The sequence below is a fragment of the Mycoplasma wenyonii str. Massachusetts genome, assembly GCF_000277795.1.
Classification (GTDB): Bacteria; Bacillota_I; Bacilli_A; order Mycoplasmatales; family Mycoplasmoidaceae; genus Eperythrozoon_A; species Eperythrozoon_A wenyonii.
In genome coordinates this window covers 274,732-289,900 of sequence record NC_018149.1, presented here as the reverse complement: position 1 = coordinate 289,900, position 15,169 = coordinate 274,732, and the positions used below count along the sequence as shown (strand labels likewise).

The 15,169-nt window shown below is 35.7% G+C and carries 11 protein-coding genes and 2 rRNA genes; 2 read left to right on the top strand and 11 right to left on the bottom strand.

Annotation, left to right across the window (positions count from 1 at the left end; all coding sequences use genetic code 4):
• Nucleotides 1-72 precede the first annotated feature (72 nt).
• From WEN_RS01420 to WEN_RS01410, 3 genes are all read right to left on the bottom strand, one after another.
• A complete protein-coding gene (locus WEN_RS01420; protein ID WP_014849781.1) occupies nucleotides 73-1,017 on the bottom strand; it encodes a hypothetical protein in 945 nt (314 codons plus the stop codon).
• Between the two features lie 140 nt (nucleotides 1,018-1,157).
• Nucleotides 1,158-1,739, bottom strand: a complete 582-nt coding sequence (locus tag WEN_RS01415; protein WP_043911293.1) for a hypothetical protein — start codon at nucleotides 1,737-1,739, stop codon at nucleotides 1,158-1,160.
• Nucleotides 1,733-2,371, bottom strand: coding sequence for a restriction endonuclease PLD domain-containing protein (locus WEN_RS01410; RefSeq protein WP_052304248.1), 639 nt, complete (start codon nucleotides 2,369-2,371; stop codon nucleotides 1,733-1,735). Before WEN_RS01410 ends, WEN_RS01415 begins: the two co-directional genes overlap by 7 nt.
• 311 nt (nucleotides 2,372-2,682) lie before the next feature.
• On the opposite strand from WEN_RS01410, the gene WEN_RS01405 reads away from it, so the two are divergent.
• Nucleotides 2,683-5,619: ribosomal RNA gene (locus WEN_RS01405) — 23S ribosomal RNA — on the top strand.
• 61 nt (nucleotides 5,620-5,680) lie between these two features.
• Nucleotides 5,681-5,790, top strand: a 5S ribosomal RNA gene (rrf, locus tag WEN_RS01400).
• Here the strand turns inward: rrf and WEN_RS01395 are convergent.
• From WEN_RS01395 to WEN_RS01360, 8 genes are all read right to left on the bottom strand, one after another.
• Nucleotides 5,790-7,169, bottom strand: coding sequence for a M17 family metallopeptidase (locus WEN_RS01395; protein ID WP_014849780.1), 1,380 nt, complete (start codon nucleotides 7,167-7,169; stop codon nucleotides 5,790-5,792). The genes rrf and WEN_RS01395 overlap by 1 nt on opposite strands.
• Nucleotides 7,170-7,213: 44 nt before the next feature.
• Nucleotides 7,214-8,332, bottom strand: coding sequence for a hypothetical protein (locus WEN_RS01390; RefSeq protein WP_014849779.1), 1,119 nt, complete (start codon nucleotides 8,330-8,332; stop codon nucleotides 7,214-7,216).
• 3 nt (nucleotides 8,333-8,335) lie between these two features.
• Nucleotides 8,336-9,583 (bottom strand): aminoacyl--tRNA ligase-related protein, encoded by a 1,248-nt coding sequence (locus WEN_RS01385; protein WP_014849778.1) that lies wholly within the window; start codon nucleotides 9,581-9,583, stop codon nucleotides 8,336-8,338.
• Nucleotides 9,571-11,442, bottom strand: a complete 1,872-nt coding sequence (locus WEN_RS01380) for a M3 family metallopeptidase (protein ID WP_014849777.1) — start codon at nucleotides 11,440-11,442, stop codon at nucleotides 9,571-9,573. Before WEN_RS01380 ends, WEN_RS01385 begins: the two co-directional genes overlap by 13 nt.
• A 182-nt stretch (nucleotides 11,443-11,624) precedes the next feature.
• On the bottom strand, nucleotides 11,625-12,050 hold the full coding sequence (locus WEN_RS01375) for a hypothetical protein (RefSeq protein ID WP_014849776.1): 426 nt from the start codon (nucleotides 12,048-12,050) through the stop codon (nucleotides 11,625-11,627).
• On the bottom strand, nucleotides 12,017-12,139 hold the full coding sequence (locus WEN_RS03930) for a hypothetical protein (protein ID WP_274506149.1): 123 nt from the start codon (nucleotides 12,137-12,139) through the stop codon (nucleotides 12,017-12,019). The genes WEN_RS01375 and WEN_RS03930 overlap by 34 nt, the downstream gene beginning before the upstream one ends.
• Before the next feature lie 528 nt (nucleotides 12,140-12,667).
• Nucleotides 12,668-13,801, bottom strand: coding sequence for a hypothetical protein (locus tag WEN_RS01365; protein ID WP_148267993.1), 1,134 nt, complete (start codon nucleotides 13,799-13,801; stop codon nucleotides 12,668-12,670).
• Nucleotides 13,802-14,199: 398 nt separating this feature from the next.
• Entirely contained in the window at nucleotides 14,200-15,150 is a 951-nt protein-coding gene (locus WEN_RS01360) for a hypothetical protein (protein WP_014849773.1), read from the bottom strand.
• Nucleotides 15,151-15,169: the final 19 nt, after the last annotated feature.

Here is a 15,169-nt window from a genome sequence, read left to right as displayed (position 1 = left end):
CTAGATAGATATAAATTCAGTTACTTTATTTTGAAATTTTTTTAGCCCCCCCTAATTAACTCTGTTTATTCCCTACCATCTAGAAACATTGAAGCTTCTATTGAAAACTGCAATTATCAATCTCTTAAAGATAATGAATATTCCTAATCCCAGAACACATAGGATAATAGTGCTGATGATCTTATTTCTCTTATTCAACCTGAATACCTTTTCTTTCAGTTCTGGGTGCATATTTGACTCATCAGTCTTAAATACACTCAAAGATCTCTTAATTAGTTGTCTACTTAAGAAGTTAGAAACAAAGATAATTACTAGTCCAAATACAAATACACCAAGGGTTACCCTAAGTGCTTTGTCTTCTTTACCATCATTTCATTCAAACAATTTCTTATAAAGGTTCTCTCATACTACTTTTCAACCTTCTGATCCTGTACCCCCAAATCCTTTAACTAAATATGTATAAACCGCTGCAATCACTGCAAGTCCAGAGATAGTAAAGCCCGTTCAGTAACAATTAATTCTTCAGCCGAATAGAGAGAAAATACTTTGACAAAGTCCCGGAGTTAAAGTGGAAGGATGTCTCCCAGATTGACAAAGTTCACACTCCCACTTGACTTGTTTTCTCTTCTTTACTAATCTACCTACATTGGTTACACAACCTCAAAGGAGTGCACCTAGACCAGTTGTGGTAGGAATTTGAGCTCATAAACTTCCACCTTTAATGGTTGCAGGAAATTTCATATCTACTATTCAAGAACCACCATTCTGATCCTTTCATATCCCATAAATAGTGTTGAAAGTGAACCATGCAAATCCCATAAGAAATAGTTGGGCAAATATTATAGAGAAAGTTAAATTTCTCTTTAGCTTTAAGTAATACTTCTTTAAGTCATTGTGACTAGCTCTTAAAGTAATTGGAGGTCCAGCATATGCCTCTGAATTGTAAGTCTCAGTGACAGGTAAAGAGAAACTCTGAGTATCTAAAGGAATAGGTTGCAAGGAAGCTTGAACTAACATAGAAAATTAATAATTTAATTTCACAGTTAGTATTAACTTATTAAACTTTATTTTTCTATCAGTAATACCTTTAATTAAATCTTTTACTTTATCAAACTTAGAGAAATAAAGAGAATTTGTTTCTTTAGAAAGATAACTTACTAATAATATCCATGTTCAAGTTCAAAGCCACAAGGAAAGATAATTAACCAAACATCTCTTTCAATTCCGTTTTCATCTTTTTTAGTTTGAATAGTTTTCTTGAGGTATATTTGATCTCCACCATAACGTTCTAATACTTCTTTAGTAATTATTCCGGTTCCATCTTCATCCTCGTTAGGGGTTCAAAACCCCTCAATCAATTCTCATTCAACTAATATGGTTTTGATTCAATCACCTATTGCATCTGCATCTTCAAAAGTATTTAGCCACTTAACTTGCTTACCTCTACCCGAAAAGCAAGCTTTGTACATGCGTCCACAGCATGTCACTAAATAAAACCAATCTTTTCTGGCAGGAAGATTGTTTTCACCTTCTATGGTTAATCTAACTTCCCATCAACTTTGCTGTTTACCATTTTTTTCATTAATTGCAGGCTTACTATAGCAAGCATTTAAGGGCGAAAAGGATAGATCTAATTTTTTGTCAAGAATTTCTTCCTCTGTTGGGACAATTAAAGGAAAAACAATAGTTCGAAGAATTTCAGATTTTTCTAATCTTTCTAATTCTTCAAGATTTATCATCGAGCTAGTAATTTTTTAGTGTAAGTGATTTTAGTTATCTCCTTTGCCTTTCCATTGACAATGATTTCCTTAGTATCAATAGATTTATATTGTTCTAAATCAGCTACATTTTTTGAGAATCTATATGATTTCAATTTCTTTATATGTTTTTGATAATTCATAAGTCAAGAATGCTCATGAACTAGTTGTGCTATCTCATATTGTCTTGGTTTTTTCAAAAAACTTAAATTAGGAGAACCTATTATTGCCGAAAAGAGCCGATCATTCTTATAAAAGCAATAAAGCTTTCCATGGTGTGGAAAATAATTTACTAACCTTTTTTCCCCTATTCCCTTCTTCTTTCACTCGTCATTCATTTTCACAACCACTGTATGCAATTTCGGATTCAACCCAATAAAGTAGTACATTCCAAGAATTAAACAAATGTTTTGAATTTTCTCTTTCTTCACCGAGTCATCCACTTCTTGAAGGGAATCACCTGCACAAAAAGCTACAGATATTTCCACTCTATCTGCTTTTGCCATTTCTTCCCTAAAACATTCATTAATTGCTTTCTCTCCCTCTTCCGAAAATAAAGGAGAAATGTCAGTTACAAGAAAACCTTCCTGACCACTTCTTTTCTTCAAGGCCATAACTCAAACTTATGTCTTATACATTTATTGACAAAAAATGACAAAAAGTATGAATTTTTATTAAGAATTAGTTGGGAGAGTTTAAGTCTGTGTTAAAAGTCCTAAACAAAAATAACTAAAAAATTTAACAAGTATTTAAAATTTCTATCTGAGTGTTTCTAGCAATTAGAGATTTTTCTCTCCTTGCTGAGACTAGTTATGTGCACTGATCTTAACTAATACAACTATTTAAGATGTGCTAGATATTTGACAATTTCTAGGAAATAACAAGACCGAGTAAGAAAACAGAAGTAAGTAAACAAAAGATTCTTAGTTAAATTACTAAGGGCTAGTAACGGATTCCTTGGAAATGATAGGCGATGAAGGACGTGCTAATCTGCGATAAGTATCGGGTAGTCGATAAGAGACCTTGATCCGGTAATCTCCGAATGTAGAAATACAGTAGAAACTAATCTTTCTACTATTATTACCTGAATCCATAGGGTAATAAGGCGAACTTGGCGAAGTGAAACATCTCAGTAGCCAAAGGAAAAGAAAACGAAGTGATTCCCTCAGTAGTGGTGAGCGGAAGGGGAAGAGGCTAAACCAGCACAATAGAATTGAGCTGGGGTTGTAGGACCTTATACGGTATCTCCGCGCATAGCAGAAATTTATTGGAATGTAGTGCTATAAAGGGTGAAAGCCCCGTATGCGAAATGCAAGGAGAACCAAAGGTATCCTGAGTAGGGCGGGACATGTGAACCCTGTTTGAATCTGCCCGGACCATCGGGTAAGCCTAAATACTAATCATTTACCGATAGTGAACAAGTACTGTGAAGGAAAGGTGAAAAGAACCCAGATATGGGAGTGAAATAGAACATGAAATTACTAGCCTACAAAGTGTCAGAGCGCGATTAAAGCGTAATGGCGTGCGTTTTGAAGTATGAGCCGGAGAGTTATTGCAAGTTGCAAAGTTAAACTGTGGAACAGTGGAGCTGGAGCGAAAGCGAGTCTTAATAGGGCGTTTTAGTAGGTTGCAATAGACCCGAAAGGGGACGAGCTAGCCATGAGCAGGTTGAAATTTGAATAACATCAGATGAAGGACTGAACCGACTGTCGTTGAAATGATAGCGGATGACTTGTGGCTAGAGGTGAAATTCCAATCGAGTTCCCTGATAGCTGGTTTTTGTCGATATAGTTTTAGGACTAGCGTCAAGTAAATTTGCAGTTGGAGGTAAAGCACTGAATCTATAAGGGCGGTTCGCGCTGTACCAAATAGAATCAAACTCTGAATTCCAGCTGTCTTACCTTGGCAGTGAGACTATTTGGGATAAGCTTTATAGTCGTGAGGGAAAGAGCCCAGACCAACAAATAAGGTCCCTAAATTAAGCTAAGTGGAAAAGGAAGTCAAAATTCATAAACAACTAGGATGTTGGCTTAGAAGCAGCCATCATTTAAAGAGTGCGTAACAGCTCACTAGTCTAGTTTTTTGGCGCCGCAAGTACAACGGGTCTAAGCTTAATACCGAATTTTTGGATTTTTGAACTAGAAGTTCATTAATGGTAGACAAATGTTGTATAGGGATTGAAGCCTGAGCGTGAGCACGGGTGGACTCTATACAAGTAAGAATTCCGGCGTGAGTAACGAATGAAAGTGAGAATCTTTTTAGCCGATTGATCAAGGTTTCTGGGGCTAGGTTCGTCCTCCTCAGGTTAGTCGATCCTAAGGTGAGGCCGAAAGGCGTAGCTGATGGACAATGGGTTAATATTCCCATACTACCTTGTATATTCGATGGGTTGACAGAATAGGTTAAACTGGGAGGATTATTGGATTTCCTTTTAAGATTTCGAGCTTGTTGGGCATGAAAATCAACTCAACACAAGAGTGAGAATCGAATACGATCTCAGTCAGCGATGGCTGAGAGAGCCAGACTTAATCACGTTCTCCAGAAAAGACTCTAGGAATATATACAAGGTACTCGTACCGATAACGAACACACGTGATCAAGGAGAATATCCTAAGGCTAGCGAGCTAACTACAGTTAAGGAACTCTGCAAAATAACTCTGTAACTTCGGGAGAAAGAGTGCCCTCATGGAATGAGGGTCACAGTAAAGAATGAGGGCGGACTGTTTAACAAAAACACAGCTATATGCAAAATTCAAACATGAAGTATATGTGGCGACACCTGCCCGGTGCCAGAAGGTCAAAGAAGGAGGTCAGGCTAGCTTGCTAGCTGAAGCTTTTAACTTAAGCCCTGGTGAACGGCGGCCGTAACTATAACGGTCCTAAGGTAGCGAAATTCCTTGTCAGGTAAATTCTGTCCCGCTTGAATGGTGTAACCAGCTCTTAACTGTCTCGACTGTAGGCTCGGTGAAATCCTGGTGAGAGTGAAGACACTCTCTTGCCGCTATGGGACGGAAAGACCCTATGAAGCTTTACTGTAACTTGATATTGTGAAGATTTGTTGTTATTAGAGAATATGTGGGAGGCTGGGAAGATGGCGCGCTAGCGCTGTTGGAGCCAACAGTGGAATACCACAATTTCAATAAGTTTTTACTTACATATCTCCGTGTATCCGGAGTATGGACAGTGTTAGGTGGGCAGTTTGACTGGGGCGGTTGCCTCCTAAAAAGTAACGGAGGCGCGCAAAGGTACACTTAGTACGCATGGAAATCGTACAGTAAGGGTAATACTATATGTGTGCTTGATTGTGAGACAGACAAGTCGACCAAGTAAGAAATTAGGCTATAGTGATCCGGTGGTTCTGAATGGAAGGGCCATCGCTCAACGGATAAAAGCTACTCTAGGGATAACAGGGTAATAATCTCCAAGAGTTCATATCGACGAGATTGTTTGCTACCTCGATGTCGACTCATCTTATCCTGGGGGTGAAGCAGCTCCCAAGGGTTCGGCTGTTCGCCGATTAAAAAGATACGTGAGTTGGGTTCAAACCGTCGTGAGACAGGTTGGTCCCTATCTGTAGTGGCTGTAGGAAAGTTGAGGGGATTCATTCCTAGTACGAGAGGACCGGAATGAACACACCGCTGTTGTATCAGTTGTCACGCCAGTGGCATTGCTGAATAGATAAGTGTGGATTAGATAAACGCTGAAAGCATCTAAGTGTGAAACTAGCCTCAAAAAACTTTCCCGTCCGCGCTGAAAGTGCGGGCATAAACATGGTAGAAGACTACTACCTTGATAGGCTACAAGTGTAAGTACAGTAATGTATTCAGCTAAGTAGTACTAATTATGTGAAAGATTTAGTTAGAATCTTTTGTTTAAAGGATTTACTTTTGATTAGGTTTTGTTATTCCTAAAATTGTTCCTTGCGCAGTCAGGATACTATGGTGGAAATACTTATTCCCATCCCGAACATAACAGTCAAGCACTATAGGCTCTTATAGGCCTCTAGAAGAGAGCCTACTTGAGTTGACTGCGCTACTTTACTGAACTTCTTTCTCCTTTTAGATAGAAATAAATAGTTTTAAAAAGAGGGGCTAAAGCCACACAGCTATTACCGCTTGAGCTAGATACATTAGCTATGTCTAGGTGAATAAAGTCTTTGTTATCTCTAAATTCAGCAAGGAATGTTGCTGCTCGAGAGGCTCCTCCAACTCCTGTTGTTGCAGAGTTCTTTAGTTCTGCAATGCTACTCTTTAGTTTTTCTAGGTAGTACTTATCTAATGGGAGTCTTCAAACATGTTCACCTGTATAGTCAGCAAGAAAATTAAATCTTTTTCAGTTCTCTTCTGAACTAGATCATGCTCCTGCATATTTCTTTCCTAGTGCATATCCTACAGCCCCTGTAAGAGTTGCAACAGTAATAATTTCAGAAGCTTCTAGATCTTTTGCAGCATAAGAGATTGCCTCTGCCAACAACAACCTACCTTCCGCATCAGTATTAGAGATCTCAATGAACTTACCTCCATAAGATTGAATAACGCTGTCTACCTTAATAGAGTCAGAACCTATTAGATTTTCTGAGATAGGCAATACAGCTATTACTTCGTGCTTATCTGAGAACTTATTTTTAGCTAAAGCGAAGAAAATGGCTGCAACCAATCCTGCCCCAGTCATATCAAATTTCATTCCAACCATATTTCCACCAGTCTTAATACTTAATCCACCAGTATCAAAACAAATGCCTTTACCAATAATTACTATTCTCTTTCTGTCTTTCTTTTTTTCTCTCCTCTCCTTACTTTCTCTGAGAGTGACTAAATAAGAGTTTCTCTTGTTTTGTCCTACTGCACAGGTTAAATTGAAACCTTTTAGATTAAGTTCATCTCAATTAAGTACTTCATAGTCTATATTTAGCTCTCTTGAGCAAGAGATAATCTCAGCAACAAACTTTTCCGCATCAAGGATATTAGGTGGTAGTTCACTTCAATCTTTGATCTGATTCTCACAACTCAAGATATTAGTGATTTCTTTTGATGCACTCTTTAAGCCAATTAATTGAATCTGTCTGCAAGTTTTTTTTGGTTTTTGTTTTTTTGCATGCAGATATTTCTTAGGAGTTCTAAGAATTGAATCAATTAATCCTCTTAGACAAAGTTCAAGCTCAAAAGACTTTAGTCCTGTCTTCGTGGCCTCTACAAAAGAAAGATAGTCAATATCCCAAGAATAAGCAGACTCCAAACAACCTCTTAAGGCTGGTAGAAACTCTTTGGTCTTAACTTTTTTGGGATCTACAAAAAATTGTGCACTTGCATTTTCATAATCTATTCGATAATCTAAATGTTTTATCTCACAGTCGATGATTTTTGAGGCAACTAGTCTAAAAACTCTTGTATCTTTCTTAGGTTGAACTACCAAGGTTACAGAAACGCCCCTCCCGATTAATTTAAGTCTATTGCAGACTAATTGAGATTGATTTTAAGAACTTTAGGGGCTAATAAGCTATTTAATTGCTCTGGTCATAAAAACAAAGTTACTAGACTCTCTTTTGACTCCCCAAATATCTTCTTCTGAATCTTTCCCCAAGTATTTAACTTTGCATTAATTGCTCTTGATTGTAATAAGCCATTAGAAAGATCTAACTCGAAGCAATAGTCTTTTCCTTCTTCTCTTACTATCTCTGTCTTTTTTATCTTTCTAGAGATTCAGTCTAGCTTAAAAAGATTCTCTTTTCAAAGATAGTTGTGTTCCTCTCACCACTCAACTCAAGTCTTGCTATTCTTGTCAAAAAAGACTACCTGACTCTCTGGTAGCTCTCTAGAGATTAATTCAGAGAACTCAGAAAAAGAGAATCAAAAGTGAGAATGCTTAGCTAACTCAAAATTAGGAGTTGCAAGTGAAGAATAAATCAAGTTACTCTTTATCTCTTTTTCCGAACACTCCAAAATCTCTCTTAGTACTTGATAGTTAGAGTTATTTTTCGGGAATAAATATATGGTTGGATCAATAACTAAGTAATTGAGCTCTAATTGAAATTCCAATAACTTATTCAAGAAATCCTGTATCTTTGCACTTCTTAAGCTAGAGTTACTCTCTTCAAACCATACTTCTAGACTGTAAACAGAATTACCTTCTAAAACCTCTTTAATCTCTGGTAGGCTATTTAACTGAGTTAGATTGGAGTATCTCTTTTTTCTCTTTGGGGCTAAGTAATCTAATCCGAAAATAAAAGAGTTATTAGAACAGTGAATAACAAATATTTGATTATTAAAGAAACCAAATCTAGATATAAGCTCTAATGCTCTTCTTTCAAGAAAGTGTTCCTTCTCTCTCTTAGTTGTAGTTAGGTTGTATACACAAGAGCCAGAGTTGGAAATTAAATAACCTAGATTTAATTTCTGTTCTCTTATACAACTACTAGCTAGCTCTAAAGAGTTGTGAGTAAACAAAAATAAGTTATTGTAAATACTTAATTCTTTGAATAAGCTAAAGAGTTTAGTTAACTCTTGTTCTGAGTAGTCTTGTTTGAGTTGAAAGAAATCTAACTCAAAAGCTATTATTTTTTCTTGTTCAAGTCCCACAAATTAAAGTTGAGCTTCAGAATTTAACTCTTTAAGGTAATCAATAAACTCTTGGAGCTTAAAGTGCTTAGGCTCTTTAATTCCTAATTGTCTAACTTGAAGACTCTCAAGTGATTGGGCTTCCTTCTCTCCAATTAGTATTTGGAAGGGAATCTTAGCCTTACTAGAAAGTAATAACTTCTTAGTAAATCTCTCTTTTCCTAGTACTACTTGAGCTCTAAATCCTTCTTTTGAGAGTTTCTCTGAGAGTGCTTGAGAGGCTACTTCGAACTTCTCAACATCTATAGGAATAATTGAGATTTGAGTAGGACAGAGTCAAAAAGGTAACTTACCTTGATATCTCTCAATTAGATAGGCAATAAATCTCTCTAGAGTGCCAATTAGTCCTAAGTGAATAATTCAAGGATTTAGAGAATCTAACTCAAACTCTAATCTCTTAGTCATAAAGCAATCTAGTTGTAGAGTCGAGATTGTGTAGGTTTGATTTTGCTTATCTACAGCATTAAAGTCAATCTTTGGACCATAGAAAGCTGCATCTCCAGCTCTTTTAACTAGTAGACTAGAGAGATTATTCTCTTTAGCTCAACTGTTGGTTGAATTGAATAACAAACTCTCTACTTGTTCTCATTCTTCTTCTCCAGAGATGTACTTATTTTGTGTAGCCTTAGTTGCTAAGACTATCTCTTTTAGTTCAATCTCAAACTTCTTTAGTAACTTTCAGATTCAAGAGAGTACTTTAGGAATTAACTCTCCAGCTTGCTCTGGGAGTAAAAAGATATGAGTATCTATTAATTCCATAGCTCTAACTCTCTTTAAACCTAGTAACCCGCCAGAGTATTCATCTCTGTGTAACAAAGAGTTTTCTCCCATAAAGTAAGGTAGTTGAGACTTACTAGTAATTAGTTCTTTGGCTAGTAGGATGTGGTGTGGACAAGTCATAGGTCTTAGTATTAACTCCTCTTCATCTTTCTTTATCTCTGAGAAGATATTCTCAGAGTAAAGAGGTAAGTGACCAGTCTTAAGAAATAATTCTTTCTTGGCTAATACAGGGGTTTTAACTAGTTGGATTCCACAGACCTCTCTCTGGAAGGCATTTATATAGTTTCTTATTAACTCTTTAAGTCTGTAACCTTGTGGCCCTCAAGAGAGAAAGCCTGGAGCAGTATTAGAGAAAAACCAATCTTGCTCTGTTCCGAAAGTTCGATGATCGAAACTTTCTTCTTTTTCTTTCTTCCCTTCTATGTCTTGCAAGTGTAGGTGTAAGAAATTCTACTCTGCACCCCATATAGTTCTTGTCCTAGTCTTTCATATTCACTTAATCACTTCTTAAAGATTTGGTGAATTCTTCTGTAATCAGCGGCAATTAAGAAGTTGACAGAGAGAGACTTTAATAACTCTAGATTAGAAAGAGAATCTCCAGCGGATAAGAAATTGAAATAATCTGAAAGAGCTTTCTCTCTTTCTGACTCATTCATTATTCTTTCTGCTAACAATACAGAAGTTAACATCCCTACTGCATATTTGTATACATAGAGTATTCCACTATAAAAGTGAGGAATAGAGAATATTCTATAGAGTGACTTTCTTCTTAATTCAGGATGTTCAGTTGGACTTTCTCCCACATAACTCTTAACTATCTCAGAGTATGCTTGTGCAGACTCTTCTAGCTCTCAATATTGATTCTTGGCTATTCTCTCATTAAAGTTATATTCTCACTCACTGTAACCTAGTTGTACTGAAGAAGTACTTACAAAGGTACTTAGTAAATGATCTAGGATATAGAACTGTTTGAACTTATCTCCTTCTTTCTTGTATTTCTCTAGTAAGTGATATTGAACTAGTATCTCATTCAAGATAGAAGGAATCTCTGCAACAAAGATAGTAGGAGAGTAGTAATAGGTATCTGTCTTATCTATTTCAATATCATGAACTGCATGTCCTAGTTCATGTGCAACAGTTAATAGATCATCAAAGTAACCATTGTAGTTAAGTAAGACATACTTCCCTTTTAATCTATATGCTCCTCCAGTAAAGTAAGCTCCGCTTATCTTATGTGGCGGGTTAGGCATTCAATCTATTCAATTACTGTTGAACATTAGATTTAAAGAGTCAATATATCTAGGGCCTAGTACCTTCAAAGCAGTTAAGACTATGTTCTTAGTCTCTTCTATCTCGAAAGTGAGTTGTTTTCCAGAAGGAGCTTTTAACTCTAGATAACCATCTCACTCTTGAAACTTATCTAGATTTCAAACTTTCTCTATTACTGCTCTTCTGATATTTCTGAACTTTTGTATATCAGGTTGAAATTCTTTCATATATTTATAAAGATTGAGTAATAACTTATTAGGAACTTCATCTGCATATAAAGCACTTTCTGTATATCCATCTTTAAAAGAGATATTCTTAGAACCTATATTTCAAGCAAGGAATTGGTAATACAGTAGTTTATGTAGACTTTCTTTCTTTTGATCTAAAAACTCTACATAACTAGTAAATAGGTTCTTTCTGAAGATTGAATCTTCTTTTTTCATGTGTTTAATGTATTCTGCATAATTCCCTATAGTAAAGGTATTTCCCTCTGAATCAGGAATATCTTTTAGTAAGAAATCTTTTTCTGAGAGAATATTGAATATCTCATAGAAGGCTGAGGAGAGGGGGGCTTTGGTAGCTTCATACTTAGCTACTATAGCTGGTAGTCTTCTAGATTGATATCTAAAGAGGGATTCATACTCTCTTTTTAAATGGGCAAACTTAGGATCTGAGTAGAAAGAGAGAATTGTCTTTTTATTTTGAATTGCATAGTTTTGAAAGCTTGAAAGTGCTTGACTAAAGGGGATTGTTTTGTATACAAACTCTTGTTCTTTTATGAATCACTCTGGATTAGTTAAGTCAGTGTTTTTGTTATTGCTTAGATAACTTCCTATTCTGCTGGAGACAATATCTAACTCTCTAAATAGTCTGTGGAACTCTATTAATTCATTTAGGTTCTTAAAGAGATCTGCAGAATATTTTTTGAGAATTTCAGCTTGAAGTCTCTCCAGCTCACTAGTTCATTCTTCTAAACTCTTTCCCTCTAATGCCTCATTTAGATCTCATTTCATAGTACCCATACTTAATTTACTTTAGAAACAAATTTATAAGTCAAGATTTTCAATAGTTGAGTGTGTAACTATTGATTGAAAAAGAAACTTAATTTTTTCTATATATAGAAACACAAGCCTTTATTCATGCGGGTATCGTAATTCAAATTTTCAAAAAATGAAATCGTAAAAAAACTTAAAAAATTAAGGTTTTATTTATCTAAACTCACAGAAACATTTTCTTGTAATCTTGTTCATTTTCCGTCTTCTTTTTCCTCATATCCAATTCCCTTATTTTTTACTTCAAATTTACACTTTTCCCCCCTCACTTCCCCTTTAAATCATCTTCATTTACCTCTTTTATTCCCTTCTGTCCCTACCACCAAACCTCAGCAATTATTGTCCTTTTTTCCCAATCATATGTGTTTTTGTGCATCTCCATTAATCTTTTTTCACTGCCAATTACCATCAAACTCCATTTTCAGCCCTCCTGTTCTCCATTTTTTATCACTACTGTTTCTTGTCCCCGCAATTCCAACAATTTGTGTTAGTTGAGTATCTTGCGCTTTTTTGTATAATTCTTTTCCTCACCCAGCCTTTACATTTACAGACCTACTCTCTTTGCCCCCCCCCCGCACAATTCACTTAAACTTCCTATTCCAATCCCACTTCCGCTAGCAATCATTGCAATTACTTTCCCTAAAACATCCCCCCTTAAACCCCACATTCTACCTAAGTTTCTCTATATTTTAGTTCTCTATAAGCTGAATTATGTCTCTCCTATTGACCGCTTTTCAAGCAACAATTAGGACTCATGCGTTTTTTTTTGGGGGGGGTGAAATAATTTACAAAATTAATTTCGCGAAAGGAAGAGAAAGAGATATTTGATCAATAGATTTTCCTTGAGATCTATGCTTTTCGAAAGAACTGCATGAAAGAATTCGAGAGTCGCACGATAGTTCTCTTTTCTTCCCGCTCTTATTTCCGGAAGGGCAGATACGATTAGTCAAGCTTGAGAAAAAATGATTTAGGGGGCTATAAATTCGCAAAAGTAGAAATAACTCCAAATTCAGAGAATTTTTTTAATTCTGGCTGTCAAAAACACAGTTAAGTTGCTAATTATTTATTGAAGTTTTAAATAATGAATTTATTAATTAGAAATTTTCTATATAAATGCACACATTTATTCATGCAGTCATCGTAATTCAAATTTTCAAAAAAGTGAAATTCCCAAAAAAACTTAAAAAATAAGGTTTTATTTCAAGAGCTCCCTAGTTCAAGAAGGTCTACTTACATTCTCCCAATCGATTTCACTTCCTTTCCCGTTTCCGATTGTAGTTTCGCTAATTATTACTTGATTTAGTTTGATTCCTATAACTTCAGAGATATTATCACTAATTTTTAGTTCTTGCTTGTTGTAACCCTTTCCTGGGGACCTTCCCTTTCTCCCTTTCTGCTCGTTTAGTTTATTCTTTCCCAGAACTTTGATATCTAAAGGGAAATATCTTATTTCTGAATTATTAGAATTATTGCAAACTTCACCCCCTAACTCTCAACCTAAAATTCCAGCATTTCTATAAACGATGGGCCCCGCATATTCTTGTCCCGTCTGATTTTTAGCCAAACTATTAACATCACTTCCTTTCCCGTTCATGCCTCCCCTTATTCCTCGTTCTCCAAAAGCCGAACCGCCCCTTCTAATAAAAAACCCGCTACTCATCTTCTCTTTTAATTTCCTCAACTCATCTTCATCAAAAACGTCTCCTTTGCCATTTCCATCTCCTCATTCCTTAAGATCTTTTATTCCACTTTTTCACACATCCGCCACATCTCTTCAACAGCTTTCACTTAGCTGCCAAGACCTTTTACTTTGATGATGTGTAACAACACTTCTAATAACCGGAATCAAATAAACGGACTCTTGACTTTTTGCAATAATTAACCAAACATTCTTAATCTCATCTTCCCTAACTTCTTCCATTTTTAAATTCTTTAAATCACTCAAACCCAAATTAACTTTGTATAAACCAAGTGCACTCTTAACTGAACTATTTCTCTTCAACTCTTGTGCGTCTTGTGTGAATTCTTTCTTAAAAAATAATTTATAAAGTGTTCCCCTGTTCCTTGTTTCTACTTTTTTCCACTCTTCAATCTCTAATCCTTGTCACTTATTTCTATCGACTACTAAACCACTGCTAGCTTCTCCACTTAATTCTTTTTCTTCGTCTCCATCATTAATCTTCAGTGTTCATTTAATCTTTCTTGTTTTTTCGGAAATGGAATCTTCTGGGAAACCGAAATAAAAAAATGAACCTCCGCCACCACTCGAAAGAATTAAAATTTTCTTTAGGAGTTGGGGGCTATTTTCTAGTAATTTTGAAAAAAACAAACCCAATACAACTCTCCCTAAAGATTTTAAATAACTCTACCTATTTCCGATAAACACTATTAACCGCCTCAATTAATACTCAACCTGAGACAATATGAATTCAATATAAACATCCCCCGGTTCCTCCGCAAAATCCCCCTACATTCAAATAACTCCAACACCCTCGGAAACATACTCCCGACCCTTCTCTCCCAGAACTTTGATATCTAACGAGAAATATCTTATTTCCTTATTCTTTAATGTTTATTGAATTTTTGTTTTTCCGGGGGGGGCGAAGAATAAGAAGGGTTAAGGGAAAAGGTTACAACGAGCAAGAACCAAAAATTAGTTATAGTATCTCTGAAATTATAGGTGTCTAAATAAGCCCAAACAGGTTTAGAAGCTTAAAGACTAAAGGCTTATTGTTGTAATTCTGAAGAAATAGTTGTGCTAAGTGTGACTCCCCATCTTAGAGCAATTTCTTCTTTGTCTCCTATGCCTTCGTGTGTTATTACCGCTTTATTCATATCTATTATTAGTACCCTAGCATTTCCATTTATATCTTTTGCTTCTCATTTGTGCTTGTATCATACCGTTCCTCTAACATTTCCTCCTCCGATTTTCTCCCATTCATTCTTCCCGAAGGAAACAACATCTAATACTTTGTATTTTTTATTCTCAAGAGTTAATTTTCCAAAAGACTCATAAACATTTTTTAAATTTCCTGTTCTATCAATTTCACATTTCCACCCCCGCCCCTGAGTCTTAAGTTGATGTTTAACTTCTCTCTCTATTTCTAATCTTTCAATTTTCTCTCTAAGTATTTTCTTCGTTTCGCTCGCGGTAATCTCGTTTCAATCTGATGTTTCAAGGTTTTGCTCGATCTTCCCAAGATTTCCTTTTACATTTCCTTCTTCAATTGCGGCAATTCAGTGTAACGACCTATCAGTTTGAACAATTATGAGCTTGACTCCATTCAATTTATCTCCAAGTAATGCTTGGCTACTTTCTCATTTGGGACTGTAACCTCCATTTTTAACTTTCAATTTCATTAGCCCCACAGATCCCTGAATCTTATCCCTTCCATCTTGTATATTTCCATCTTTCTGACCTTCTCCGCCTACAAATATGAGTTTGTAAATCGGTTCCAATTTATCTAATGATTCATTACAAATTGTTGATAAATCTACACCTTGATATAAGTATTTATTTCTGTTTTCATATTTATATTCTTGTTCCTCTCATCCAAAAGTTCAATCAACCTTTCTATTTTTTAAAGGTTTTACAAATGGTTTTCCATAGTAGATGAGAGGGCCTGCACTTCCCCCGATAATGGAAAAAATGGTTCCTAATAACTTAAAAAATGCCATAAAAGTTAATATCTCTCAT